This is a genomic window from Mesorhizobium sp. M1307, assembly GCF_040318155.1.
Taxonomy (GTDB): Bacteria; Pseudomonadota; Alphaproteobacteria; order Rhizobiales; family Rhizobiaceae; genus Mesorhizobium.
In genome coordinates this window covers 1-26,069 of sequence record NZ_JAMYLR010000016.1, presented here as the reverse complement: position 1 = coordinate 26,069, position 26,069 = coordinate 1, and the positions used below count along the sequence as shown (strand labels likewise).

Annotated in this window: 23 protein-coding genes and 1 pseudogene; 10 read left to right on the top strand and 14 right to left on the bottom strand. The window is 62.8% G+C overall.

What is annotated here, in order from left to right; genetic code table 11:
• Positions 1-8 precede the first annotated feature (8 nt).
• The 5 genes from NKH16_RS18785 to NKH16_RS18765 form a co-directional block, all read right to left on the bottom strand.
• On the bottom strand, positions 9-389 hold the full coding sequence (locus tag NKH16_RS18785) for a thiol-disulfide oxidoreductase DCC family protein (protein ID WP_352747580.1): 381 nt from the start codon (positions 387-389) through the stop codon (positions 9-11).
• A 209-nt stretch (positions 390-598) separates the two neighbouring features.
• A complete protein-coding gene (locus NKH16_RS18780) occupies positions 599-892 on the bottom strand; it encodes a GYD domain-containing protein (RefSeq protein WP_352450720.1) in 294 nt (97 codons plus the stop codon).
• A gap of 207 nt (positions 893-1,099) precedes the next feature.
• The gene (rpoD, locus tag NKH16_RS18775) at positions 1,100-3,121 is read right to left on the bottom strand and encodes an RNA polymerase sigma factor RpoD (protein WP_023678297.1); all 2,022 of its coding nucleotides are present in this window, start codon (positions 3,119-3,121) and stop codon (positions 1,100-1,102) included.
• Positions 3,122-3,495: 374 nt separating this feature from the next.
• A complete protein-coding gene (gene dnaG, locus NKH16_RS18770) occupies positions 3,496-5,457 on the bottom strand; it encodes a DNA primase (protein ID WP_352747578.1) in 1,962 nt (653 codons plus the stop codon).
• A 156-nt stretch (positions 5,458-5,613) separates the two neighbouring features.
• Positions 5,614-5,985, bottom strand: a complete 372-nt coding sequence (locus NKH16_RS18765; protein ID WP_352450718.1) for an RcnB family protein — start codon at positions 5,983-5,985, stop codon at positions 5,614-5,616.
• A gap of 378 nt (positions 5,986-6,363) precedes the next feature.
• Here NKH16_RS18765 and NKH16_RS18760 point away from each other — a divergent pair, with 378 nt between their 5' ends.
• From NKH16_RS18760 to NKH16_RS18750, 3 genes are all read left to right on the top strand, one after another.
• Positions 6,364-8,028, top strand: a complete 1,665-nt coding sequence (locus tag NKH16_RS18760) for a Na/Pi cotransporter family protein (RefSeq protein ID WP_352747576.1) — start codon at positions 6,364-6,366, stop codon at positions 8,026-8,028.
• A 131-nt stretch (positions 8,029-8,159) separates the two neighbouring features.
• Positions 8,160-8,369 (top strand): DUF2061 domain-containing protein, encoded by a 210-nt coding sequence (locus NKH16_RS18755; RefSeq protein ID WP_023678301.1) that lies wholly within the window; start codon positions 8,160-8,162, stop codon positions 8,367-8,369.
• A gap of 128 nt (positions 8,370-8,497) precedes the next feature.
• Positions 8,498-9,679 (top strand): MFS transporter, encoded by a 1,182-nt coding sequence (locus NKH16_RS18750; protein WP_352450716.1) that lies wholly within the window; start codon positions 8,498-8,500, stop codon positions 9,677-9,679.
• A 2-nt stretch (positions 9,680-9,681) separates the two neighbouring features.
• On the opposite strand, the gene NKH16_RS18745 is transcribed toward NKH16_RS18750, so the two are convergent.
• Entirely contained in the window at positions 9,682-10,239 is a 558-nt protein-coding gene (locus NKH16_RS18745; RefSeq protein WP_352744541.1) for a GNAT family N-acetyltransferase, read from the bottom strand.
• A 56-nt stretch (positions 10,240-10,295) separates the two neighbouring features.
• Positions 10,296-10,745 carry a GatB/YqeY domain-containing protein gene (locus NKH16_RS18740; protein ID WP_023678304.1) on the bottom strand — a complete coding sequence of 150 codons (450 nt, stop codon included), beginning with the start codon at positions 10,743-10,745 and terminating at the stop codon, positions 10,296-10,298.
• A 319-nt stretch (positions 10,746-11,064) separates the two neighbouring features.
• Here NKH16_RS18740 and carA point away from each other — a divergent pair, with 319 nt between their 5' ends.
• Positions 11,065-12,282, top strand: a complete 1,218-nt coding sequence (carA, locus tag NKH16_RS18735) for a glutamine-hydrolyzing carbamoyl-phosphate synthase small subunit (protein WP_352747574.1) — start codon at positions 11,065-11,067, stop codon at positions 12,280-12,282.
• A 54-nt stretch (positions 12,283-12,336) separates the two neighbouring features.
• On the opposite strand, the gene NKH16_RS18730 is transcribed toward carA, so the two are convergent.
• The 3 genes from NKH16_RS18730 to mntR all read right to left on the bottom strand — a co-directional run bounded on the left by NKH16_RS18730 (position 12,337) and on the right by mntR (position 15,354).
• Positions 12,337-13,605: a TCR/Tet family MFS transporter gene (locus tag NKH16_RS18730; RefSeq protein WP_352747571.1), complete on the bottom strand. Its 1,269-nt coding sequence runs from the start codon at positions 13,603-13,605 to the stop codon at positions 12,337-12,339.
• Between the two features lie 150 nt (positions 13,606-13,755).
• Complete coding sequence (gene ypfJ / locus NKH16_RS18725; protein WP_352747569.1) at positions 13,756-14,673, bottom strand: KPN_02809 family neutral zinc metallopeptidase; 918 nt, start codon at positions 14,671-14,673, stop codon at positions 13,756-13,758.
• 225 nt (positions 14,674-14,898) lie between these two features.
• The gene (gene mntR, locus NKH16_RS18720; protein WP_023678308.1) at positions 14,899-15,354 is read right to left on the bottom strand and encodes a manganese-binding transcriptional regulator MntR; all 456 of its coding nucleotides are present in this window, start codon (positions 15,352-15,354) and stop codon (positions 14,899-14,901) included.
• 234 nt (positions 15,355-15,588) lie between these two features.
• Between mntR and NKH16_RS18715 the strand changes: the two genes are divergently transcribed.
• Together NKH16_RS18715 and NKH16_RS18710 are read left to right on the top strand one after the other, a co-directional pair.
• Complete coding sequence (locus tag NKH16_RS18715; protein ID WP_352450711.1) at positions 15,589-16,956, top strand: Nramp family divalent metal transporter; 1,368 nt, start codon at positions 15,589-15,591, stop codon at positions 16,954-16,956.
• A gap of 154 nt (positions 16,957-17,110) precedes the next feature.
• Positions 17,111-17,764, top strand: a complete 654-nt coding sequence (locus NKH16_RS18710) for a dihydrofolate reductase family protein (RefSeq protein ID WP_352747567.1) — start codon at positions 17,111-17,113, stop codon at positions 17,762-17,764.
• A gap of 53 nt (positions 17,765-17,817) precedes the next feature.
• Here the strand turns inward: NKH16_RS18710 and NKH16_RS18705 are convergent, their stop codons facing one another.
• Positions 17,818-18,726, bottom strand: a complete 909-nt coding sequence (locus NKH16_RS18705) for a LysR family transcriptional regulator (protein ID WP_352901009.1) — start codon at positions 18,724-18,726, stop codon at positions 17,818-17,820.
• Positions 18,727-18,779: 53 nt separating this feature from the next.
• Here NKH16_RS18705 and NKH16_RS18700 point away from each other — a divergent pair, with 53 nt between their 5' ends.
• A complete protein-coding gene (locus tag NKH16_RS18700) occupies positions 18,780-19,379 on the top strand; it encodes a LysE family translocator (RefSeq protein ID WP_352450708.1) in 600 nt (199 codons plus the stop codon).
• An 18-nt stretch (positions 19,380-19,397) separates the two neighbouring features.
• Here the strand turns inward: NKH16_RS18700 and NKH16_RS18695 are convergent, their stop codons facing one another.
• Together NKH16_RS18695 and NKH16_RS18690 are read right to left on the bottom strand one after the other, a co-directional pair.
• Positions 19,398-19,712 (bottom strand): hypothetical protein, encoded by a 315-nt coding sequence (locus NKH16_RS18695; RefSeq protein ID WP_352450707.1) that lies wholly within the window; start codon positions 19,710-19,712, stop codon positions 19,398-19,400.
• A gap of 3 nt (positions 19,713-19,715) precedes the next feature.
• Positions 19,716-20,894, bottom strand: a pseudogene (locus tag NKH16_RS18690) (MFS transporter).
• A gap of 193 nt (positions 20,895-21,087) precedes the next feature.
• Between NKH16_RS18690 and NKH16_RS18685 the strand changes: the two are divergent.
• Both NKH16_RS18685 and NKH16_RS18680 read left to right on the top strand, forming a co-directional pair.
• Complete coding sequence (locus tag NKH16_RS18685; protein ID WP_023719360.1) at positions 21,088-21,444, top strand: ArsR/SmtB family transcription factor; 357 nt, start codon at positions 21,088-21,090, stop codon at positions 21,442-21,444.
• Positions 21,445-21,538: 94 nt separating this feature from the next.
• Positions 21,539-22,285: a metallophosphoesterase family protein gene (locus NKH16_RS18680; protein WP_352747560.1), complete on the top strand. Its 747-nt coding sequence runs from the start codon at positions 21,539-21,541 to the stop codon at positions 22,283-22,285.
• 46 nt (positions 22,286-22,331) lie between these two features.
• Here the strand turns inward: NKH16_RS18680 and NKH16_RS18675 are convergent, their stop codons facing one another.
• Positions 22,332-24,758, bottom strand: a complete 2,427-nt coding sequence (locus NKH16_RS18675; protein WP_352450704.1) for a DNA/RNA non-specific endonuclease — start codon at positions 24,756-24,758, stop codon at positions 22,332-22,334.
• Positions 24,759-25,021: 263 nt separating this feature from the next.
• Between NKH16_RS18675 and NKH16_RS18670 the strand changes: the two genes are divergently transcribed.
• Complete coding sequence (locus NKH16_RS18670) at positions 25,022-25,912, top strand: SH3 domain-containing protein (RefSeq protein ID WP_352450703.1); 891 nt, start codon at positions 25,022-25,024, stop codon at positions 25,910-25,912.
• Positions 25,913-26,069 lie beyond the last annotated feature (157 nt).

Here is a 26,069-nt window from a genome sequence, read left to right as displayed (position 1 = left end):
AATACCCGTTACCAGCGGCCTTTGCGCCGGTTCCAGGCATAGAGCAGATCGGCAAAGCGATCATAGCCATAGCGCGTCAACGGCAGTGCGCCGGGATTGCCGAACAGCGTTGCGAGCCAGCCTTCGCCGGGCGTCGTCCGCCATACAGCAATGGCAACATCGGCGCCGGCCAGCAATTTGCCGTCGGCGTGGATCGCATGCAGCCGGCGCCGGATGTCCTCCAGCCCGATGCCGTATCCGGCCAGCGCCGCCGGTTCGGCATTGATGTCGCGAAATTCGATCCGCCCGGCCTTGACCGCCTCGATCAGCCGCCGCTTCTGCCGGCTGATACCGGCATCACAGACCGGACAGCGCGTATTATACCAGACGGTCAGCAGAGGCTTGCTCATCTTTCGAAACGGCACCAGAGGACACGCACGGATTATCCGAGAAATGCCGTTGCGCCGCAACGTGACACGATACCGGCGGAATGGCCGGTTTCGCTGATCCAGGTCGCCCAAAGGGTACGCAGCGGTTTTACGATAACGACATGCATAAAAAGAAGAGCTTAAGCGCGTCGCAAAGGCCGTTCAGCGCGACGCGCTTCAGGCGCCGCGGCTCAGCCGAGCGAGGTGATGATCTCGCGATAGGCATCCTCCGGGAAAGCCTTGAGCGTCCGAGTCCTGACGTTGCCAGCCGTCGCCAGCATTAACGAGAAACGAGCCAGGACGGCATCGTCGGGCGCTTCGAGCACGGCCACCATGTCGCAATCCCCCATGGTGAGATAAAATGCCTTGAAGGACCCGCCCATGTCTCCCAGCAGCTTCTTGGCGGCATCGAGCCGCTTCGGCGATTCGCGCACGTTTTTGGCGCCTTGCTCCGTCCAGTTGATCAGCACGATGTAAGTTGTCATGCCACACCTCCCTCCGGTGCCACGGAGCACGGCGTCCAACTGCCGGGGCGGGCATCCGGGTTTGTCGCCCAGAGAATGCGTCCGTCGCGGAATTATCCTCTCGTAGGGCACGACACGCAAGAGCGGCGCGTTCAATCGTGATCGCCTGTGCCCAAACGGAAAAGGGCGCCACCGGCGCCCTTGAAACTGCTTATCCGTCACCCGGCCTCAGCTGTCGAGGAAGCTTCTGAGCTTGCGCGACCGGCTCGGGTGCTTGAGCTTGCGCAGCGCCTTGGCTTCGATCTGGCGGATGCGCTCGCGGGTGACCGAGAACTGCTGGCCGACCTCTTCAAGCGTGTGGTCGGTGTTCATGCCGATGCCGAAGCGCATTCTGAGCACGCGCTCTTCGCGCGGCGTCAGCGAGGCCAATACGCGCGTCGTCGTCTCGCGCAAATTGGCCTGGATCGCCGCGTCGATCGGCAGGATCGCCATCTTGTCCTCGATGAAGTCGCCAAGATGCGAATCCTCCTCGTCGCCGACCGGCGTTTCGAGCGAGATCGGCTCCTTGGCGATCTTCAGCACCTTGCGCACTTTTTCCAGCGGCATGGCGAGCTTTTCCGCCAGTTCTTCCGGCGTCGGCTCACGGCCGATCTCATGCAGCATCTGGCGCGAGGTGCGCACGATCTTGTTGATCGTTTCGATCATGTGCACCGGAATGCGGATGGTGCGCGCCTGGTCGGCGATCGAACGGGTGATCGCCTGCCGGATCCACCATGTCGCGTAGGTCGAGAACTTGTAGCCGCGGCGGTATTCGAATTTGTCGACCGCCTTCATCAGGCCGATATTGCCTTCCTGGATCAGGTCGAGGAACTGCAGGCCGCGATTGGTGTATTTCTTGGCGATGGAGATGACGAGGCGCAGATTGGCCTCGACCATTTCCTTCTTGGCGATCGCGGCTTCGCGCTCGCCCTTCTGCACCTGGTTGACGATCTTGCGGAATTCCTGGATCGAAATCGCCGTCTCGGTGGCGAGGTTCTGGATTTCGGCGCGCAGGTCGCGGATGGCGTCCTTCTCGTTCTTGGTGAATTCCTTCCAGCCGCGCGAGGTCAGATTGCCGATCGAGCGCGTCCAGTTGGGATCGAGCTCCGAGCCCTGATATTCCTTGAGGAACTCCTCGCGGCGCACGCCATAGCTTTCGGCCAGCCTGAGCAGCTTGCCTTCGTTCTGCACCAGTCGCTTGTTGATGTCGTAGAGCTGCTCGACCAGCGCCTCGATGCGCGCCGTGTTCAAGGACAGCGACTTCACCGCCTTGATCAGCTGGTCTTTCAATTCCTTCAGCCGGCGGTCCTGGCTGGGCGACAGCGTGCCCGCGGCAGCCAGCCGGTTCTCGACCTGCTGGTCCTGCAGCTTGCGCAGTTTCTTGTAGGTGTCGGCAATGACGTCGAGCGTCTCCATCACCTGCGGGCGCAGTTCCGCTTCCATGGCCGCCAGCGACAGGCTCGCCTCGTCATCGTCTTCCTCGTCGTCGTCCACCAGGCCACGCGTGTCGCCGCCGACATTGGTGATGTCGTCCTCGTCCTCGCGCGAACGGCGCGACTTTTCCTCGGTCTTGGCTTCCTCGATACGCTCGACAACCGGCGCCTGCTTGGCCTCCGGCCCGGCATAGGTCGCCTCGAGGTCGATGATCTCGCGCAGCAGGATCTTCGATTCGTTGAGCTCGTCACGCCAGATGATGATGGCCTGGAAAGTCAGCGGGCTTTCGCAAAGGCCCGCGATCATCGTCTCGCGCCCGGCCTCGATGCGCTTGGCGATCGCTATTTCGCCCTCGCGCGACAGAAGCTCGACTGAGCCCATCTCGCGCAGATACATGCGGACCGGATCGTCGGTTCGGTCGGTCGGCTCTTTCTTGGTCGTGGTGGCGGCGACGGCAGTGCCGGTCTGCTCGGCCAGCTCGTTGGCGTCTTCCTCGGCGTCAGCGGCGGTATCGGCGGCTTCGGGCTCCTCGCCCTGCTCGTCGTCCTCGACCACGTTGATGCCCATGTCGGAAAGCATGGCCATCGTGTCCTCGATCTGCTCGGAGGTCACTTCCTCCGAGGGCAGCACCGAATTCAGCTCGTCCATGGTGACATAACCGCGCTTCTTGGCGGCCTTGATCATCTTCTTGACAGCATCGTCGGAAAGGTCGAGCAGAGGGCCATCGGTCGCGGCCTCGCGTTCGGTCTCGACTTCTTCCTTTTCTTTTGTCGCCATAGTCTTTATTTTCTCCAAGCGGCTGAGTATCAAAGCCGCGTAAGCTGCCAGTCCGGTCAAATTGGATGCGCTCCTTCCAGAACGCGCTTTACCGGGCCAGTAACTGCATCTCTCGTTAAGTCCAGATTAACCCTGATATCTGTGGCAAGCTGACTGCCTGTCCAGTGATCAGTACCTTACATCGCTGCATTCCCGTCGATGCCGGGGCGGGTTAACGTTTCGAATCGACCTGATTCCGCCATTCTGGCGGAAGGTCAAGCGCCTCTCGCATGATTCGCATGAAAAAAGCGAATCAATTACCCGACTTAGAGCACCGCACGCTTGATTCAACGCGCAAGCACGTCCTTACATTTCAGTCTTCTGGAGGCTTCGATCTAAACGCGCCCAGCTCTGCCCGACGATACGCCAAACCCTTCGATCAGCGCTTCCGTTGCCTGCACATCACGAAATTGCGCCTGGATTTCGACCAGGTGCCGGTAATTTTCGTCCGTGGGATCGCTGGCGAGCGCTGCTTCCGCCTGCTTCAGCTCCTTATGTAAGGTGCGCGCGCTGCGCTGCAAGTGGAGAGCTTGGCTGAACGCATCGCGAGCATCGTCGAGTGCTGCCGTTTCCAGCGCCGGCCATTGCCGCGCACGTTTGATGAGCGCCACCGCGCGCTGCCAGATCTCACCGCAGCCGGCCCGCTCGATCGTCGCGATTACAGCCTCGCGGTTGTTGGCCATATCGTGCGCCATGGCGTCGAGGATGGCCGCATGCAGCCGCTTCAGATCGGAATTGGCGAGATCGAGGAACTCGACATGGGCGAAATTCTCGTCGATCAGCACGGGATGGTTGACGAGGGCCGCAATGATCGTCGCCTCGCGCACCGACATGCCCTCGCCGCCGCGTTTGACCAGCGCCGAGCGGCCGAGGCTTTCGGTGATCGCGGTGCGCCCACCGGCACCGCCGCCACGTGCAAACTGTCCGCCGGGTGCTGAGACCCTGCCCGGGAAGCGCTCACCGGGCCGTCCGTCCTGACGTCCCTGGCGTCCGCGCTGGGCACCGAAGAAGCTCTGCACGCGCTCGCGCATTTCCTGTTGGTAGTGATAGCGAAGGCTCTCGTCGCGGATGCGGCTGGTCAGTTCGCGTAGCGTCTTTTCGAGCTCCGCCCGCCGTTCCGGCGTGTCGAAGATGCCGCCGGCGGTCTCGCGCATCCACAAGAGGTCGGCCAGCGGCCGTGCCTCGGAAAGCACGGCGCGGAACGCATCCGGCCCGTCACCCTTGACCAGATCGTCGGGATCCTTGCCCTCCGGCAGCAGGGCGAAGCGCACGGAGCGGCCTGCCTGGACCGCCGGCAGCGCCATGTCGGCGGCGCGCCACGCTGCCTTCAACCCGGCCTGGTCGCCGTCGAAGCACAGCACCGGCTCGCCAGCCATGCGCCATAGAAGTTCGAGCTGGTTTTCAGTCAACGCGGTGCCGAGCGGCGCCACCACGTTTTCGAAGCCGGCCTGCGCCAGCGCGATCACATCCATGTAGCCTTCGACGGCAATGACGGTGCCGGCCTTGGCCAGCGTCCCCTTTCCCAGTGCTTGCCGCGCACGGGCGAAATTGTAGAGCACGTTGCCCTTGTGGAAGAGCTCCGTATCGGGCGAGTTCATATATTTGGCCAGCGCATCCGGCGCCAGTGCCCGCCCTCCGAAGGCGATGATCTTGCCCCTGGAATCCGGGATCGGGAACATGACGCGGTCGCGGAACCAATCGTAGGAAACCGGGACGTCGTCGCCATGGCGCACCAGCCCGCACGCCTCGATGTCGGCCTTGGGGACACCCCTGGCGGCAAGATGCTCCTTCAGCGCATTGCGGCTGTCGGGGGCATAGCCGAGGCGGAAAGACTGCTGCGTCGCCGGTGTCAGCCCTCGGTCGCGCAGATAGGCGCGGGCCTTTGCCCCTTCCGGTCCCTGCAGCCGTTCCTGGAAGAACGCCGTCGCCATCTCCATGACGTCAGTCAGGCTGGCGCGTTCCTTTTCGCGCCGCTCCTCCTGGGCATCGCGAACCGGCATCGGCACGCCGGCCATGTCGGCGATCTTCTCGACCGCTTCAGGAAAGCTCATCCCGTCAAGTTCGGTCAGGAACTTGAAATGGTCGCCCGAAACCGAGCAGCCGAAGCAATGGTAGCGGCCCTTCTTGTCCTCGCAGTGGAAGGACGGGCTCTTCTCGCCATGGAAGGGACAGCACGCCCAATAGTCGCCGCGCGGCGCGTTAGTCTTCTTCCTGTCCCACGCGACGCGCTGGCCGATCACCGAAGAAATCGGCACGCGGTCGCGGATCTCGTCGAGGAAAGCAGGCGGAAAGCGCATGGGGGACAGCTCGTTTGGCCTCCATATAATCACACGGTCGAAGCCCGACGACTCCTAATGGCGATCATACCCGGTTTTCACAGGCCAAAAAGAGAAGGCGGCCCGCGGGCCGCCTTCTCGATCTAAACCGACGCAGCGCGGTCAGCCGTTCCGGGCTCACTGCGCGGCGATGGCGCCGAAGATCAGGCCGGAGAGAACGCTGACCAGCAGATAGTCGTTGCCGACCCGGATCCATTCCTGCCCGGGACCCGGACGGCGCAGGCCATAGTGGCGATAGTCGCGGATCGGCTGGTGACGCTTCCAGCTGGAATATCTCTGGCCGTTGCGCCAATGGCTGCGCTTCACGACGATCTTTTTCTTCACTACGACGCGCTTGTTCACGTCGACATGCCTGCCGGGCCTTTGCCAGTCGACCTGGCTGTAGTTCGACTGCGACGCGTTTGGTGTGTTCAGAGGTGCAGTCTGGCCCTGCCAGGTGGTTGCAGCCAGCATCGAGAAGGCAATGGCGGAAAGAACGATACGTTTCATGGCGGGTACTCCTTGGTTGTCGATGCCTACGGAATAGAGCCGGGAGGATGAACCGAAACTGAACACCGAGATTACGTTTTCGTAATGATTTCCTACGTTTAGAACGACTAATTCAGCGTTACCTTTAAAGCGGGCGTCCGGGAATGGACGCATGACCCGCCGCAACCCCGCAGGCTATGCAACCATTTTGTCAGCCATCCATTTCCGACACGCCCCGTCGCGTGGCAGCAGGCGTCGGAACCGGGCAAAATTTATTATTCGGCTAAAATAAATCGGAGTAATATCAACCTCTGCAATGTCCACGATTCGCGCCCACTTTTGCACCCTTGACTTCACCGCGCCCGCGTCGCTGGCACCTGTCGCGTTGCGGGGCCTGGCATGAGTGGCTCGGTCGTCTTGCTGCACCTCGCCGGTGCGGTCGCACTGATGCTGTTTGCCACCCGTCTGGTGAAGACCGGCGTCGAGCGCGCCTATGGCGATGTGCTGCGCCACAAACTGCGCGCCACAATGCGCAATCCGTTCATGGCGGTTCTGGCCGGCTGCGGCCTGGCTGTCGCGCTGCAAAGCTCGACCGCCGTCACCTTGCTGGTCGGCTCATTCGCCGGCTCCGGTATTGTCAGCGGCATGTCGGGCCAGCTTGCGGTGCGCGGCGCCGAGATCGGCTCGGCACTGGTGGTCAAGCTGCTCACCTTCGATCTGTCGCTGCTGGTGCCGATCTGCTTGGTCGCCGGCACCGTCATGTTCATGGCCACCGAGCGGCGCGACTGGCGCCAGTTCGGCCGCATCCTGGTCGGCATCGGCCTGCTGCTTCTGTCGCTGGAGATGATCGGCCAGGCGTCGGAGCCACTGCGCCAGAGCACGCTGATGCCGCTCATCGTCGATTACTTCTCCGGCGATCCGGTCACCGCCTATCTTCTGGCGGCGTTGGTCACCTGGCTGTTCCATTCCTCGATTGCCGCGGTGCTGCTGATGGTAACGCTCGCCGGCCGCGGTTTCATCCCGCCCGAACTCGGCATCGTGCTGGTGCTCGGCGTCAATCTCGGCTCTTCGATCATCGCGCCGCTACTAACCCGCAACGCAGAACCAGGCGTTCGCATCGTGCCGATCGGAAATCTCCTGATGCGCGGCATGGGTTCGCTGATCATGCTGATCCTGTTCCTGACGTTCAAGCCGCTGGTCGCCTTCTTGGGCAGCACGGTGCCCGAGCAGATCGTCAATGCCCACATTGTCTTCAACATCCTGATCCTGATCGCCGGCCTACCGCTGGCGAGCCTGGTCTATCGCGCCTCGGAAAGGATCGTGGCGTTGGGCACCAAGCCCCAGGCCGCCAACGCGCTCGACGTCGTCGAGCTTTCGGCGCTCAACGAAAGTGCGCTCGACGTGCCGAGCCAGGCATTGGCCAACGCCACCCGCGAGGTGGTGCGGGTCTGCGAAACGGTCGAGATCATGCTGAAACGGATCATCGAGCTCTATGAGAGCGCCGATGCCGAAAAGATTGGCGCGCTGGCCGCACTCGACGACCGTGTCGACAGAAAGCACGCGGCGATCAAGCTCTATCTGGCCAGGGTCACCAAGAACCCGCTGAGCGAGGACGAGGCCCTGCGTTGCCAGGAACTGATCGGCGCCTGCGTCAAGCTGGAGCAGGTCGGCGACATCATCGTGCGCAACATGCTGGTCCACGTGAAGAAGAAATTCGAGCGCGGGCTGGAGTTCACGCCGGAAGGCTGGCGTGAGCTTTGCGCCTTCCATGCCTTGGTGCTTGCCAATGCCAGGCTTGCCTTCAACGTGCTGGTATCCCGCGATCCGGAGACCGCTCGCCAGTTGGTGCTGGAAAAGGACCGGCTGCGCGACCGCGAGAAGGAAACCAGCCAGAGCCATTTCGTGCGGCTGCGCGACGGCACCCCCAAGAGCGTCGAGACCAGTTCGATCCATCTCGACACCATTCGCGACCTCAAGCAGATCAACTCGCTGCTCGCCTCGATGGCCTATCCCGTACTTGAGGAGCGCGGCCTGCTCACCGGTTCGCGGCTGAAGGCCGGATAGATTGCATCCACAGGCCGGGTAGCTTCAGAACATCGCCTAGAAAATTGCTGTTGGCCAATGCGCAAAAATTATCTTTGCGCCACCTCCTGTCTGTCGGCTAAAGATCGCCGCATCTACCGGAAGGAAAGTCGATGGACACCCATTCCCGCAGCTTCGCCAAAGCGCTTTCCTGGCGCGTCACCGGCACCATCGACACGATGATCATTTCGCTCGTCGTGACCGGAAGCATCAAGCTCGCCGCGGCCATCGGCCTGACCGAGGTCGTCACCAAGTCGCTGCTCTACTATCTTCACGAGCGAGCGTGGCTGAAAATTCCTTATGGAAGGAAGGCAGCCGCCTAGCTCTTGCCTCCGCGGCGGGCGCCTGACCGGCGATCAAGAAAAGCTAAAGCGGCGTCGACAATTTCTGGATTGCCCGCTGCCCTCATCCGTGGTTTGAGGCGACCTTATCCGAGGATCGCCTTTCCGCCATGCTCCCCCTCATTGCCCTGTTCATTGCCGCCTTTGCCTTCGGCACCACCGAATTCGTCATCGCCGGCGTGCTGCCGCAGGTGGCGGAGGGCCTTGGCGTCGCGATCCCGACCGCCGGCTATCTCGTTTCCGGCTATGCCGGCGGCATTGCAGTCGGCGGCCCGCTGCTGGCGCTCGCCACCAAAAGGTTCTCCCGCAAGGCCCTGCTGCTTGGACTGACTGCAGCCTTCACCATCGGCCAGGCCGCCTGCGCGCTGGCGCCCGACTTCGCTTCGATGCTGCTGTTGCGGATAGCGGTGGCCGTGGCGCATGGCGCCTATTTCGGCGTTGCCATGGTGGTGGCCGTCGGCCTCGTGCGCGAAGACCAGCGCGGCATGGCGGTGGCGCTGATCCTGTCCGGCCTCACCGTATCGAACGTAATCGGCGTTCCGGCCGGCACGGCAATCGGCAACATCTGGGGATGGCGTGCGACATTCTGGGTGATGTGCGCGCTCGGTGTGGTGGCCTTCACGGCAATCGGCGCCCTGCTGCCGCGCAAGACGGGATCGTCGAGCCCGTCGGCGAGCCTTGGAAGCGAGGTCCGCGTGCTCGCACGCCAGCAGGTCTGGACCTCGCTCATTATTATGCTGATGCTGATGATCGGCCAGTTCGGCCTGTTCACCTACATCACGCCGACGCTGCTTGAGGTCACAGGCCTCGACGAGAAATGGATACCTTGGGTGCTCCTGCTCAATGGGGTCGGCGCAACGATCGGCGTCTTCGTCGGCGGGCGGCTCGCCGACTGGAAGCTGATGCCGTCGCTCATCGCCATGCTTTTCCTGCAGGCGGCAATGCTCGCCTTGATCTACGCTGTCAGCCCTTACCCGCTGCCGATGGTGATAGCGATCTTCGTCTGGGGCGGCCTCAACTTTGCCATCGGCACGCCGATCCAGACCCGCATCCTGACCTGGACCGCGGACGCCTCCAACCTTGCCTCGTCGCTCATCCCGTCGGGCTTCAATGTCGGCATCGCGCTCGCCGCATCGCTCGGCGCGGCGATGCTCAATGCCGGCTATGGCTATCGCAGCCTGCCGGTGGTTGGCGCGATCGCCATGCTGGTCGCGGTCGCGGTTGCGCTTGCCTCGCATGTCTGGGAATGGCGAAGCCGGGCTGCGCCGCCGCTGCCGGCTGCCGCCGAATAGGGCTACAGATCGATCCGGTAGCGCAGGCTTTCCGCGCCGCCATAGGCGGCGTCCTCGAAGAAACGCCCGACGAGCCGGCCGCCATTGGCCAGAACGACCATCTGCGAAGGCACATTGTGAGGCTTGCAGGTGATTTCGACGAAGGGCAGGCCAACCGCCCTCGCCTCCACCAGCATCAGCCGCAGCGCCTCGGTCGCATAGCCGCGTCCCCGTTTCCACGGCACCACCGCATAGCCGATGTGGCCGAGCACATGCGACGGCAGCGCCGCGGTGCCGTGCTGCCAGCGCAGGCCGATTGAGCCTGCGACTTCCCCGTCCCAGATCCAGCGCCGGAATCCGGGCAGCCGCGGCACCGTCGAACCGTCGGGCAAGGTGATCGGCGGTCCCTTGCCATCGGAATCGTCGAGATCGCCAAGGAAAGTCGCTGGATCCTTTTCGATAGCCGCAAGCTGCTCGAGCGTCGCGTCGAGCAGCCGCACATTGTCCGGCGACCAGCCGCGCTCGAGGGCCGCCTTGTAGGACGGCAGGTGTTCAAGTGCCGGTTTAACGAGTTCGATCACGGGCGCGAGCTTTTGGCTGCCGGATTGCGGGCGCGACGGCAAGGGCCTTCGGCGGCTTACTGAAGCAGGCTCTTGACGATGCCGCTCGCCTTGGAAAAATCCATCTGACCGGCGTATTTCTCCTTGAGCGCCGCCATCACCTTGCCCATATCCTTGACGCCGCTGGCGCCGGTCTCGGCGATGGCGGAACGGACGGCGCTTTCCGTCTCGGCCTGACCCAGTTGCGTCGGCAGGAAGTCGCGGATGATGGCCATCTCGTCGCGCTCCTGCGCTGCAAGCTCCGGCCGCTTGCCGTCATCGAACGCCTTGGCCGATTCTTCGCGCTGCTTCACCATCTTGGCCAGGATCTGCAGGATTTCGTCGTCGCTGGCCGGCTCCTTGCCGGCGCCGCGATTGGCGATGTCGCGATCATGAATGGCCGCCTGGATCAGCCGCAATGTCGGCAGCCGGCGCTTGTCCTGCGCCTTCATCGCACTCTTCAGGGATTCGGCGATTTTGCCTCGCATGGTGCTTTCTCCTTCGAATGCCGCGGACAATAGTCGTGCCGATAGCTCAAGGCAAACTCGATAGCGTCCGGCAAACCGCTGATATTATTCGACGAAATAAATCTAGGCTCGCGCGGCGCGGCATCATTGACCGCCTTGGCGCCTTCCCCTATGTACTGGGCCTTGCATGAATTGAATTCTAGTGCACGTCGCCCAAAAATGCGTAGCGGTTTTGGGCAACGACAGGCACAAATGAAAACTTAGCGCGCCGAGGCTGTGAGATCGCCGCTTCGCGCCTTTTGTTGCGCCGACTGAGGGCGCAACCTTTAGGAGTGCCGCCATGGCAACGATGACAGCCGCGTCGACCCCCCCTTGGGCCAGCGAGAGGCCGACAGCCCTGCTGGTGCTGGCCGACGGCACTGTCATAGAGGGCCGCGGTCTGGGCGCCACCGGCTCCGCCGTCGCCGAGGTCTGCTTCAACACCGCGCTGACCGGCTACCAGGAGATACTCACCGACCCATCCTATGCCGGCCAGATCGTCACTTTCACCTTTCCGCATATCGGCAATATCGGCACTAATGACGAAGACATCGAGGACCTCAACCCGCTGGCCCGCGCCGGCGCCGTCGGCGCCGTGTTCAAGGCCGATGTCACCAACCCGTCGAATTACCGCGCCGGAACCGGTCTCGACCATTGGCTGAAGAAGCGCGGCATCGTCGCACTTTCAGGCATCGACACGCGGGCGCTGACCGCGCTGATCCGCGAAAAGGGCATGCCCAATGCCGTCATCGCGCACGCGCCCGACGGTATCTTCGACGTCGATGACCTCAAGCGCCGCGCCGCCGCATGGTCAGGGCTTATCGGGCTTGATCTCGCCAAGGAGGTGACCTCCGGCCAGTCCTCGGTCTGGCGCGAGACGCCCTGGGTCTGGAACGAGGGCTTTGGCGAACAGGCTGATCCGTCGATGCACGTCGTTGCTGTCGACTACGGCGTCAAGCGCAACATATTGCGCCTGCTGGCCGGCCTCGGCGCCAAGGTCACTGTGGTGCCGGCAAAAACCGGCGCCGAGGAGATCCTGGCGATGCGGCCCGACGGCATTTTTCTATCCAACGGCCCTGGCGATCCGGAAGCCACCGGCGACTACGCCGTTCCGGTCATCCAGGATCTGTTGAAGACCGAAATCCCGCTTTTCGGCATCTGCCTCGGCCACCAGATGCTGGCGCTGGCGCTGGGCGGCAAGACCGCAAAAATGCATCAGGGCCACCACGGCGCCAATCATCCCGTCAAGGACCACACCACCGGCAAGGTCGAGATCGTCTCGATGAACCATGGCTTTGCCGTCGACGCCGACTCATTGCCGAGCGGCGTCGAGGAAACGCATGTCTCGCTGTTCGACGGTTCGAATTGCGGCATTGCGCTCACCGGCAGGCCGGTCTTCTCGGTCCAGCATCATCCCGAAGCCTCGCCCGGCCCGCAGGATTCGCACTATCTGTTTCGCCGCTTCGTCAATCTCATCCGCGAAAAGCGCGGCGAGCCGGCACTGGCCGAGCGTGTTTAGCGCATGCGTAAAAACGAATTTGATTGACGGCGCCAGCCGGGCTCCCGGCGCCGATCAAGCCCCGCCTGTCACCGGTTCCTGCGCGTGCATGCGTTTGACTTCCTTCGGCGTCGGCTTGGCCACCCTGGTGACGAAGACGACGAGCGCCAGCGTGAGGAAAATCGCGCCGAGCAGATACGGGGCACCGCCGAAAACCACGGGCGCGTTCGGCCCCGTGAACCAGGAAAAGATCGCCGTATAAAGCAGCGGTGTGATGATCGAGGTGATCGAGAAGATCGAGGTCATCGCGCCCTGGAGTTCGCCCTGGGCGGAAGGTGGCACCTTGGCGGCCGCCAGGCTTCTGAGCGGCGGGTCGGCCAACGCCTCGAGACATCCGACGACGATCACGGCATAGATCATCCAGCCTTGTGACGCGACGGCGTAGCCGAAGGCGCTGAGTGCGGTAAATGCCAGACCGATTACCGCTGTCTTCCACTCGCCAATCTTAGGGATCACGCGCGGCAGGACTGTCGCCATGACGATCGCCCCGCACAGGCCGAAAGCGCCGAGCGAGAAGCCGATCTGTTGTTCGCTCCAGCCATAGCGATAATTGGAGACGAACGACCAGACCGCAGGATACATCATGTGCCCCAGCGTCATCAGAAAGAAGACAAGTCCGATCCAGCCGATACCTTCGTAGTTGCGCATCTGGACGAGCGTGCCGACCGGGTTCGCGCGTTTCCACTCGAAGCGGCGACGGTGCTTGTCATCAAGTGTTTCCGGCAACAGAAACAGCGCGATCAGAAAGTTTGCGAAAGCAAGCCCGGCAGCGAAATAGAACGGCACACGCGGCCCGAACGTGCCGAGCAACCCGCCCAGAACCGGCCCGATGACGAAGCCGACGCCGAAAGCAATGCCGAGCAGCCCGAAATTCTTCGCACGATTTTCGTCGGTCGAGATATCGGCAATGAATGCCGATGTCGTGGAATAACTGGCACCGGAAATGCCGGCCAGCACGCGGCCGATGAACAGCATCGGATAGGACCAGGCGATAGCGCAGATCAGATTGTCGATAGCGAACGTCAGCACCGAGGCAAGCAGGATAGGCCGCCGCCCGAACCGGTCGCTCAACCCGCCCATCACTGGTGCGAAAACGAACTGCATCGCCGCATAGACGAAGAACAGCCAGCCGCCCTCGATAGCCGCCTCGCTGATGCCGACGCCGGTCAATTCCCTGAGATAGGCCGGCAGCACCGGCATAATGATGCCGAAGCCGATGATGTCGAGCAGCAGGGTGGTGAAAACAAGCGCAAGGCCCCGCCTGGCGGTTTTGGGGTCTATCATGATGGTATCTCCTCGGGCCGCCCGAGCGAACGGGAACACACCTTATAGGCGAGCACATCGCTGGGAACAATGAGGGAACGGGCAGAGTGCTTTCATCCTGACATCCCCTGACTGCGATCCAGTCTCTCGGATTACGAGAAAACCGTCGGCTCAGATCGGGTTGTTGAACGTGTCGCAGTCCGAAAGCTTGCCATTCTGGAACCCGCGCGCCAGCCAGGTCTGCCGCTGCTGCGACGTTCCGTGGTTGAAGCTTTCCGGCACGACGTAGCCCTGCATCTTCTTCTGCAGCGTGTCGTCGCCGATCTGCTTGGCGGCGTTCAGTGCCTCCGCCATGTCGCCCTGCTCCAAAATGCCCTTCTGGCCGGTGAAATGTGCCCAAATGCCGGCAAAGCAGTCGGCCTGGAGCTCGACCTGCACCGACATGTGGTTGGCGTCCGCTTCGCCCATGCTCTGCCGCATCTGGTTGAATTTGGGCAGGATGCCGACCAGGTTCTGCACGTGATGGCCGACCTCATGCGCGATCACATAGGCCTGTGCGAAATCGCCCGAGGCACCGAACTGCTGATCGAGCTGCTGGAAGAAGGTGGTGTCGAGATAGACCTTGCGATCGTTGGGACAGTAGAATGGTCCGGCCGCTGACGAGGCAGAACCGCAGGCGGAGCGAATCTGGCCGCTGAACAGGACCAGTTTTGGATCTTGATAGGTCAGGCCCTCGGACTGGAAAATGCCAGTCCAGGTATCCTCGGTCTCGGCCAGCACGGTCGACACGAACTGCTTCATCTCGTCGGATGCCGGCGCACCGGTGCCGCCGCCTTGCTCGCCGCTATTGTCGGTGATCTGGCCGCCGCCGGGCTGCAAGCCGCTGTTATCGAGGATCTGACTCGGGTCGAAGCCGAAATACCACCCTGCCAGGAAAATCAACCCTACGATGATAATGCCCGACATGCCGCCGCCGCCGCCGCGACCGCCGATCGGGATGCGAAACTGCCCCGGCCCGCCGCCAAGCCCGCCGCTCTGGCCGCGCTCGTCCTCGACATTGTCACTCTGACGACGGCCCTTCCAGAGCATGGCAACCCCCGTGATGCAATTTTCCGGCCGATCGGGCCGTGTCCCGGTTCGATCGGACGCGACAACAATTATCTCAACGGTTAGGCCAAGTCACAGTATTTTTCGTGCGAACAAGCAATGCTTGCTGACGCTTGCCTGCTCTCTGGCCGAGACATCGCAAGGTCTGTGCCGTTCACCCTGCTCGTGGGAAGCGAGTCGCGCGAAGAGATACGCTGGCCGTGCTTTTCAGCGGGCGGCGATTATTGCCTTGCGAAAGGCTTCGAGCGTCTCGGCGCTGACGTGATGCTCGATGCCCTCGGCGTCGATGCGCGCCGTCTCGGCGCTGACCCCGAGCGAGCGCAGGAAGGCCTCGACCGTCTGGTGGCGAATGCGGCTCTCTTCCGCAACCTTGCGGCCGGCATCGGTCAGGAACACGCCGCGATAAGGCTTCCGGGAGACCAGCCCGTCGGCGCACAGCCGCGTCAGCATTTTCGCCACCGTCGGCTGAGCGACGCCGAGCCGTGCCGCGATATCGACCTGGCGCGCCTCGTTGCCATCCTCGATCAGGTCGGCGATGAGCTCGACATAATCCTCGACCAGCGCGCTGCGGCGCGCTTCACGCGTCTGCCTAAAGCCTTCCGAGTGGATTTCTGCGTCAGGCAGCGGCTTTTCGCGAGGAACCGGTCTTTTCTTCAGCGCCAATACGCTCCTCCCGGCAGTTTGAATCGACATTGCGGTCATAACACGGAACCCTATTGGTTCTGGCCGTTTATTTCCATTCGGTGGCCGGCGCAACCGGCGTTCACTGCCGTTCCGGCCGCACGGCCAAGCGGCCACAAGAAAAAGCTCAGACAATGAAACATAGCATATTGCATAATGTTCAGCCGTGGCATAGATAAGGAGACAACATCGATCGTTCCAGTGGAAAGCCGTTTCATGTCGGAAGCCGAAGCCACCTCAGCCCCCCGGTCCATGTGGCGATTTGCCCGCCCGGAGGACGACGAGCAGCCCAGCCTTCGCGAAGTCAACGCAACGATCGCGGTGCCGCACTCGGGGATCTGGCTTCGCCGGCTGTTCGCCTTCATGGGGCCGGGCTACATGGTTTCGGTCGGCTATATGGATCCGGGCAATTGGGCGACCGACCTCGCCGGCGGGGCCCAATTCGGCTACACGCTGCTTTTCATCATCATGTTGTCGAACCTGATGGCGATCCTGCTGCAGGCACTCGCCGCCCGGCTCGGCATCGCCACCGGCCGCGACCTTGCGCAGGCGTGCCGCGCCTATTATCCGCGACCGGTCAATTTCATGCTTTGGGTCGCTTGCGAATTGGCCATCATCGCCTGCGACCTGGCCGAGGTCATTGGCACGGCGATCGCCTTGCAACTGCTGTTCGGGATTCCGCTCATCGGCGGTGCCATTATCACCGCGCTCGATGCCTTCCTGCTGCTGCTGCTGATGAACAAGGGCTTCCGTTTCCTCGAGGCCTTCATCATAGCGCTTTTGATTATCATCTTCGGCTGCTTCGCCATTCAGATCTTTGCCGCCGCCCCGCCGGTCGGCTCCATCCTGCACGCGATGTTCGTGCCGTCGTCCGAGATCGTCACCAATCCGGCCATGCTCTACATCGCCATCGGCATCATCGGCGCCACGGTGATGCCGCACAATCTCTATCTGCATTCCTCGATCGTGCAGACCCGCGCCTACGAGCGCACCGATCGCGGCAAGCGCGATGCCATCAAATGGGCGACGACCGACTCGACCATCGCACTGATACTGGCGTTGTTCGTCAATGCTTCCATCCTGATCGTGTCGGCGGTGGCGTTCCACGGCACCGGTCATCATGACGTTGCCGAGATCGGCCAGGCCTTCGAGCTTCTGTCGCCGCTGCTTGGCCTCGGCATCGCTTCCATCCTGTTTGCCGTAGCGCTGCTCGCCTCCGGCCTGAACTCGACGGTGACGGCGACGCTCGCCGGCCAGATCGTGATGGAAGGGTTCTTGCGGCTGCGCATCCCGCAATGGGCGCGCCGCCTGCTGACGCGCGGCATCGCCATCATCCCGGTGGTGGTGGTCACCGCGCTCTATGGCGAGAAGGGAACCGGCCAGTTGCTGGTCTTCAGCCAGGTAATCCTGTCGATGCAGCTCCCCTTCGCTGTCGTACCGCTGGTGCAGTTCGTCTCGGACAAGCGCAAGATGGGCAATTTCGCCATTTCCCGCGCCGTTGCCGTGCTGGCCTGGGTGGTCGCCGGGCTCATCCTGGTGCTCAACTTCAAGCTGCTCTACGATACGGTCGTCGGTCTGGGCTGAGCGTTTCTCTTCTCCAAGCCGACGCAACAAGGTCGGCAGTCATCCGTCCTTCCAACCCTGGAAATTTGCCGGCCGCTGTCGGATAAATGTCCGTTCGCCCGTCCTTGGCTCGAACTCCGGCCATGACGGCACGGATCAGGGAAAGGAAGCTCCAATGAGGAAGATCATCACCGCAACATTCGTCAGCCTCGACGGCGTCATGCAGGCGCCCGGCGGCCCGCAAGAGGACCCTGTCGGCGGCTTCAAATTCGGCGGCTGGACGTTTCATTACTGGGACGATGTGATGGGCGCCGCGATGGGCGAGACGTTTTCAAAACCGTTCGCGCTGCTTCTCGGCCGCAAGACTTACGACATCTTCGCCGCCCACTGGCCTTATCAGAAGAATGATCCGATCGCCGACAGCTTCAACGCCGTCACCAAATATGTGGCGACGCACAGGCCGGATTCGCTGTCCTGGCAAAACAGCCAGCCGCTCGGCAGCGATGTCGTTGCGACGTTGCGCCGGATGAAGCAGGAGGACGGCCCCGACCTGCTCATTCAGGGATCGAGCGAGCTGATCCAGACCTTGCTCGCCAATGACCTGATCGACGAGATCAGCTTGCTGATCTTCCCGCTGGTGCTGGGCAAGGGCAAAAAACTGTTCGGCAGCGGCACGATACCTGCCGCCTTCAAGCTGACCCGTTCGCAGGCATCGACCACCGGCGTCCTCATGGCGAGCTATGAACGCTCCGGCGAGATCAAGACCGGGTCATTTGCCACGGAGCAGCCGTCCGAAGCCGAGATCGAGCGGCGCAAGAACTGGAAGTAGATGCCGCGGGGCGATCAAGGACGGCTGAACACTGGCCGTCCTTTTTGCTGTTTTTAAGCCGCCTCTCGTCGCCGTGCCAACCCATCGCGGAGGTGGCCCGCGAATGCCAGTGCAGCCGGCGCGACGTCGTGCTTCGGCAAATGCAGATTGATCGAAAAATTCGGCAATAACGGCAGCTCCGGATCGTTGGCCAAAATGTCGAGGTCGACAGGCACGGTCGACGCCAACCAGGTGGTGACGGCCAAGTCCGAACGCACCGTCGCCGTCGTCGCGTCGATGCTGCCGTTTTCGAATACGGTGCGCCATTCCAGCCCATGCTCGTTGAGCGCCTCCAGCACCACCGGGCGGAACGCACAGGTCTCGGCGACCATCGAAACCGGCAAGGGCCGCTTGCCGCGGGCGGCGCCGCCTTTGGCGCCGACCCAGACCAGCCGATCAACAACAAGGCATTCACCGGCCGACCGACCGATCGGCTCCTCGATCACCGCGAGCTCTATCGTGCCGGTCGCCAAGGCTGCGGCCAACTCTGGCGACGAAGCACAGACAAGCGAGATCTCGACCTGCGGATAGGCCTCGGCATAGGCCTTCAGCACTGGCGCAAGCAAGGTGCCGACAAGGTCGTACGGCACGCCAAGCCGCACCTGACCGGCAACCGCATCGCCCGCCATCTCCGCCAGGATCTCGTCATTGAGGGAAAGCAGGCGCTTGCCCTTGCCGAACAATCGCTCGCCGGAGCGGGTCAATCGCAATCCGCGCCGATCGCGATCGAACAGGCTGCAGCCGAGAACCTCTTCCAAACGCTTGATCTGCTGGCTGACGGCACCCTGCGTCAAATGCAGCGCGTTGGCCGCCGCCGTCATGCTGGCCTTGTCGGCAACGGTGACGAAGGTTCGAACCAGGGCAGTATCGAGGTTGCGGAGCATCCAGCTATTATATTTGCTAATGCGTGTCATAGCAAACATTGCATTTACTGATGAGCCGAACAGCCTACCGTGCGGGCTTCAAAGGAAGCAGCATGTTTGAAACCGTCCTTCCCCTCGTCCTGTTCGCGCTGGTCTCAACCTCAACGCCCGGCATGGCGACGACCTTATCGACGGCGTCCGGCGCGCAGTTCGGCTTTCGCCGCTCTATCCCGCTGATGGCCGGGAGTGCGGCCGGCCTGGCCACGGTGGCTGCGGCAGGTGCTGCCGGGCTCGCCGGTCTGCTGGCCGCCGCTCCTTCGCTGCAACTGGCAATGAAAATGGCCGGTACCCTCTATCTGACGTGGCTTGCCCTCAAGATCGGCCGCAGCGGTCCGCCCAATCTGGACGTGGCCATGGCAAAGCCGAACAGCTTTTTGGGCGGCGCCGGCCTGCAATGGATGAACCCAAAGGGCTGGGCCATGGGGCTGGGAGCGGCGGCATCCTTTGCCGCGCTCGCCAACGGGCCGCTGCAGCTCGCCGTGCTGCTCGGCACGGTCTTCGGTCTTGCAGCGGCCCTATCGCTGGCGGCGTGGTGCGTGGCGGGCACGCTGCTCGCCCGGTTGCTGCGAACCGAGCGGCAGTGGCGCATGCTCAACATCATGCTTGGCCTGCTGCTGGCCGCCTCGATCATCCCGATGTGGCGGACAGCGTAAGATCAGTCTTTAGCCATGTCAGGCAGCGTAACGCGCCGCCGGCTTGCCCGCCAGAAGACTGCCGAAGAAGCCTTGCCGGACGCCAAGAAAGGCATCCACCCCGGCAATATCGGCAAGACCCGGTGCCGTGAATGCTTCACCCTTTGCCAGGCCAACCAGCGCTGCATCGACCAGATCGTCGGCGGTCACGACGATTTCTTGCGGAACGTCGGCGAGGTCGCTTCCGGCAACTTCCCAGAATTCGGCGCTGGACGAAATCGCCGCGCTGGATTTTGACGCACCGCCCGCCGCGACTTGAATTATCGGCGGCGGGCAGCCAAGCTCCGCTAACAAGCCTTATTCGGCCGGCATCGCCACCGGACGCGCCGCCAGATGGCCCGCCAGCACCACGCCCAGACCAATGATCGGGAATGCCGCCGCGACCACACCGAGGTCGGCCGGTGCGCCATAGCGCAGCACAGCGGCGCCGACCACGGCACCCAGTGCGACGCCGAGATAGAGTGCCGAAGCGTTCAGCGACAGCACGATGGGCGCGGCATCGGGCGCCAGCTTGATGATACGGCTGGCCTGCGCCGGCGGGAACGCCCAGCCGACGATGCCCCACGGCACCATCATGGCCATGAGCGCCGGCCCGGCGATCTCGCGCGGCAGGAACATCGGGATCAGCGAAAACGTGACCAGCATGGCGGCACTCAGCGCCAGCGACCAGCAGACGGTGCGCGTCGCGCCGAAACGGTCGGCGGCCTGACCGCCGCCGATATTGCCGATGACCGCGCCAACGCCGAAAGCGAGCAGCATTCCGGGAAGCGCGATCGGGCTCAGTCCGCCGCCTTCGATGGCGAGCGGCGCGACAAAGGCAAAGACGGTGAAGGCGCCGATCAGCGCCAGGATGGTCGTCACCAGGATAGGCATGACGCCGGGCCGAAGTGCCGCTGCCAGCCGCATCCGGAGCGGCAGCCTGGTGCCGACGATGCCGCGCGGCAGCCGGTACTACAGGATCGCGCCGGCGAGCGCACCAAGGCCGGCAATGGCAAAGAAGGTGCCGCGCCAGCCGGCAACCGTCGCAACGAGCGCGCCGAGCGGCGCGCCGACCGCGACCGCCACGGTGGTGCCGCCGACGACCACGGCAATGGCGCGGGCGCGATGATGGTCGTCGACAAGCGCAACGGCCGTTCCCTGTGCGGTCGCCGCGAACAAGCCTGACGACAGCGCCATGACGATGCGCGCGATCAACAGCAATTCGAAGGAGGAGCTTAGCGCCGCGGCGACGTTGCCCAACACGAAGAACACCAGCGTCCACAGGATGACGCGGCGCCGGTCCCATTCGCCGGTCAGCGTTGCCAGGATCGGCGTGCCGATCGCATAGGCGAGCGCAAACGCGGTGATCAGCGTGCCGGCGAGCGGAACGGAGATGGCGGCATCCTTTGCAATGTCGGGCAAAAGGCTGGAGATGACGAAACCTTCGGTCGAAATCGTGAACGATCCGAGCGCAAGCCAGATGAGGCGCTTATCCATGGCAATTTCCTTAGTTCAAAGCTTATTGAACAATTGGACATAACAGGGCATGATGTCAATAAAGCCGCTGCAAAATAGCCGAACCATCCTGACAGCCCGGTGTCAGGACGGGGCGACGGAACGAAACTATGTGTCCATTAGCCACGAGAGGAGATGCGTTGAAATCGGCTCCGAATGTGCTTAATTCCTGGGCATGACCTTGCCCCATCCCACCGCCGACCAGATCAGCCTGCCGAACGTGCTTGCCGTGCTCGGCGACCCGACGCGACTGGCCATCGTGCGCTATCTCGCCAGCAAAGAGGGCGTTCCGCTGAATTGCAGCCGGTTCCTCGATCTCTGCTCGAAGACCAATCTGAGCTACCATTTGGCCAAGCTGCGTGAGGCCGGCGTCACCCGCACCGAGGCGGTTGGAACCAGCCGGCTGATCACGCTGCGCCGTGACGATCTCGACCGCCGCTTCCCGGGCCTGCTCGACAGCGTGATTGCCGCGGCCGGCGACGACGCATCGTTGCCGGCGGTTGGCGGCCACGAGATCGAAGTCCGCGCCTGAACGGCCCGAAGCTGGGTTCCGCTCTCGCCCGCTTCGCGAGACGAGCAAAATAGCTTCACCTGCCCTCCAGCCATTCCAATTAACGGAGCCTGCCATGCGCATTGCCGTCCTCGCCGACATCCACGGCAATGTCCTGGCGCTCGACGCCGTGCTCGATGATCTGCGGCAGCGCGGCGGCGCCGACCTCATCGTCAATCTCGGCGATTGCGTTTCCGGCCCGCTCTGGCCGCGCGAGACCATGGAGAGGCTCGAGACGCTCGACCTGCCGACGGTGCGCGGCAACCACGACCGCCGCGTTGCCCGCGACACCGCCGACGAGACCATGTGGCCGTCCGACCGCTACGCGCAGGAACGGCTGACCGCAGGCCAACGCGAGGCGCTATTTGCGCTGCCCCTCACGCTGAAGGTGGCGCCCGGCATACTCGCCTTCCACGCCCGGCCCGACCACGACGAAAAATACCTGACTGACGCGATCGTCGACGGCCGGCTGGTGCGCGCGCCGCTGGTCGCAATCCAGCGGCGGCTCGGCGCGATCGATCCCGCCTGCCGCATCATGCTTTGCGGCCACAGCCACCGCAGCGAGCTGGTCCGCATTCCCGGCGGTCCGGTCATCTTCAACCCGGGCAGCATCGGCTGCCCGGCCTATGACGATTCAACCCCGCCGGCGCATGTCTCCGAGCAGGGCTCGCCGCACGCCCGCTACGGCATCGTCGACTTGCATCCTGATCGTTTCGAATCCATCGCCGTCGACTATGACCATGAGGCGGCGGCGTATCAGGCCGAGCAGGCGGGACGGCCCGAATGGGCCCACGCGCTGCGTACCGGCTTCATGCCTAGCTGAACGGATGACCGCCTTCGAGCGGCAGAAGTCGCGACCGGTCCAATCTTCAGTCGTCAGACGCCGATCGCTTCGATCGCTTGGCAGGATGTCGGGCGCTGGCCGCCGAAGTCTTGGACGCCAAAGTCTTGGACGTCGAAGTCTTGGTCGCCGAAGCCTTTGGCCGTGACGTCTTGGGCGCTAGTTGCGTTGGGTTGAAACTCTGTGCTGGGGCGGATTCGGAACCGGCCCGAATGTCGGCGTCGCGCACCTGCTGGCCAAAGTTCAGGCCGGTCAGCTCTTCAATCTCGGCCACCGTCGAAAGGAACTCCGATACCCTGGCAATTTCAAGCGGGTCATCGAATGCCTCGGCACGCTCGCCGAACGCTTCGGGCATCACTTCCAAAACCGGCTTCTGGTCCGCCAGCAGCGCGATGGCGCGCAGGCCAGCTTGATCGGACCACAGCGCGATCTTCCAGAACTTCAGCGGAACATGGCTTTCGAAGCGGTAAGGAGGATCGTCCTCGCCGAACACTGGCCCGGCAAACACCGTGACACGGCCTCGCATCGTATAGGCGTTGCGCAGCACATAGGTTTCTACCGCGCGCCATCTCAACTTCCCTTTGGAGCCGGGATGGTTAAGCGAGCTTCCTTGATTGAAGAAGCCGACTTGCGGCGCAGCATTGGTATAAAAGAACGTGTCGCGTTCTGCCGCGACCGCCTCCTGATCGACGCCCCATGCGGGGTCGCCGCGAAGTGTAATATGGCCCTTCTGGAACATTCGAGCGATTCGTTCCTTGGATTTTGCGACGGGAAATCCAGGCACATTCTGGCTCGAATAGAATTCCTGGGTCATCTGCTCGCCAAGGTCGATGCGCCGATCCGGCCGGAAAGCATCGCTGGCTTCCGAACCGGAAATCGACTCCACCCCCAATTCGATAAGCGACGGGTCGTCGATGACCGTCTTGTCCTCACGATTGACCGCCTTGGTGCGGGATCCATCGATATTGCAGGCGGTGACGAAGGCAAGCCTGCGATCGGCGTTCATCAAGATCGAAAAATGATGGTAGCGCAATTCGTGTGGGTCCTCTCCCGGTTTGGCAAGAAGGTTTTTGGCCAACCGGTAGGGTGAATTGGCAACCGTCGGCATTGCCAGGACAAAGCCCGGTATGAAGCCGGGCTCATACCCTCCACGATCGTCGAAATCCTCTGTTTTCCAACCCGCGGCCTCGGCGATGGCCACCTTCCCGGGTTCGCTTGCCGGGCCTTTGCCGTCGTTTCGTCTCGCATCGCCTCCGTCGCGGTCGATCAGCGGCGCCCGGACATTTATCTCGATGGGAAAAGTCCAGGTGACCGAGCCATCGGCATTGTGTCTCGTCGCCGGCGGATTGCGATCCGGTTCCGGCCGCTGCACCGGCTTGTCCGGCACATCTTCGCGAATATCGGCGTTCAGCCGAACTGTCTCGTCCATCATGCGCGGCATGCCGGCCCAAATCGCCAGAGCTTGCGAAACCGCCGATGCCGAGGAGCCCGGCAGCTTGGACTTTCTAGCACCCAGATCGTCAACGATGGCGCTGATCCGTATGCCTTCGTTGATCTCGCGCGCAAGCGCATAGCCACCTATGCCCGTCACCTCGTGGAACGGGCCGGCCCAATGGTGCAGGGCGATAGGTTCCCATTCATTGTTGAAGACCGGGGAGCCGGACGAACCCTGTTCGGTGTCGGCGACATAGTGCAGCACTTGCACCGTTTCGTCGCGGGCCACCAACCGGTTTTCACGCAGCACCAGTTCCTTGAAGCGGCCATCGGGATGCTGGACGATGTTGGCGATTTCGCCGAGCATATGCTTGTCGCGCGCATCCGACAGCGAGATAAAACCGAACTCCCCCAGTTCCTTTGGACCGGAACGCCGCTCGCCAACTCCGATCAGCGTATAGTCCAGACCCTCTATGCTATCGGTCACGAAACAGGATTCAGGATCGAACAGGAACGTCGTCGGCGTACGCACGGCATTCGCACCGTCCTGCTCATAATCGAACTGGACCTGGAAGCGCCGGGAATCCGCCGGCGACGAAATCACATGGTTGTTTGTGAGGAACAGCCTTGGCCCGACCAGAAAACCCGATCCTTGTGGATTGCCGTTGAGAAAGGCAACGCGGCCAACCGCATCGGCAGCACGGCGCCCACGCTCGAGGAATGCGATCCCGATGAAATCGAGCGTTGGGCCGAGAATTGCCTCCGGCCCTGGCTGCTTGGCGGCGGCCTTTCTTTCCCCGGCAGACCTCATGTCGATCGCTGCCGATATCATCTCCGCTTCGGTGCGGCTGAGCGACGCCTTTACCTGCAACCTGTCGAGGCGCCTGGAGAGGGTCTGTTCGGCGGCCAGCGGATTGCCGTTGGCGATGTGACCAAGTGAAGCCTCAATCTCGGCGCGCGTTTTCTTGATACGCTGGCGAACTATGTTTTCCACCTGCGCAAATATTTCAAGGTCGACCATATTGCCCTCCTCAACCTTACTTGAGAGAGTGCATATTTACATGAAATGTGCAATATTTTGCCGGCTGTTAGTTCACGGAAGTGGCCTGGTCGCGATTCAACACGCGGCACCTTTTCGGGCTTACACAGCGCCGTCTCGTCGCCTATAAAAACCGGCTGGCGTGCGATGGCGTTTTCGTGCCTGGCCGCGCCTTCGGCAATTGAACCTACCGCCCATGGCAGATGATTAGGCGCACAGTAACACTCCCGACGACGCTGCTTGCGATGGTTGCCGCTCCGCTGATGCTGGCGGAGTTGCCGGCCAACGGCCAGGAGCCGGAGCCCATTATCTCGATTGTGACGGGTCTTGCTCCGGATGATCTCCTGAACGTGCGCGCCACGGCGTCGGCCATGGGCAAGATCGAGGCGCGGCTGCCGAGCGGTTCGAGCGTGAAAAATCTCGGCTGCGGCGACGTCAGCGGTTACAAATGGTGCAAGGTTGAAGACATTGACGACCCCAAACTGAGCGGATGGGCGCCGGCGCGCTACCTCGATCCTATCAATCCCCAGCAAGTGACACCCCAGGCGGCGGCCAATACGGAGAGCCCTGCCTCTCAACCACTGCCCGATCTGACAACGCGCCTCGGCGCGACCGCTCCCGAAACGGTGCTGAACTCCGCTGACGCAATCGGCAAGGTGGCGATCGAGGACGCTTACCGCTTGGCCCTGGCCGCTGGAAACCCCTCGACTGGACAGGTTGATGGATCGCCGCCCGTGGCTGCGGACCCCGTCCGGAATTTCGGCGCGGCCAACGCGGCGCCTCCGGCCGACGCACAGACCGTTGCGCGGCTTCAGCCGCCGGGGACACCGGTACCCGGTGCCGGCAACGCCATCCCCTGCGCGCGCTATCTCGGCCAGCCGATGACGAGCTGCAAGGCACACGTCGTGCACACCGGCGACAAGATCGACGTGACCGTGACATGGCCCGATGGCGGCACGCGCATCATCAGCTTCCAGGCCGGCAAGCCGGCCGGTGCGGACGCGCCCGGCGAATTCCGCTTCACCCGCGAGGGCAGCCTGAACATGATCCGCGTCGGTGCTTCCGAACGCTTCGAGATCACGGACCAGTTGGCGCTGGGGGATAGTGATAAGGGGAATAAGGCAGTAGGGCAGTAGGGCAGTATGTTTAAAGGGCGCTCGAACCTCTGCCCTACTGCCCTACTGCCCTACTGCCCTACTCCCCTACTGCCCTACGGACCTACGGAAATACGCGCAGCCTGTCCTCCGCAGATACACCAGGTCGCTGGGGATGGTCTCGGTTTGTGAGCTCTTT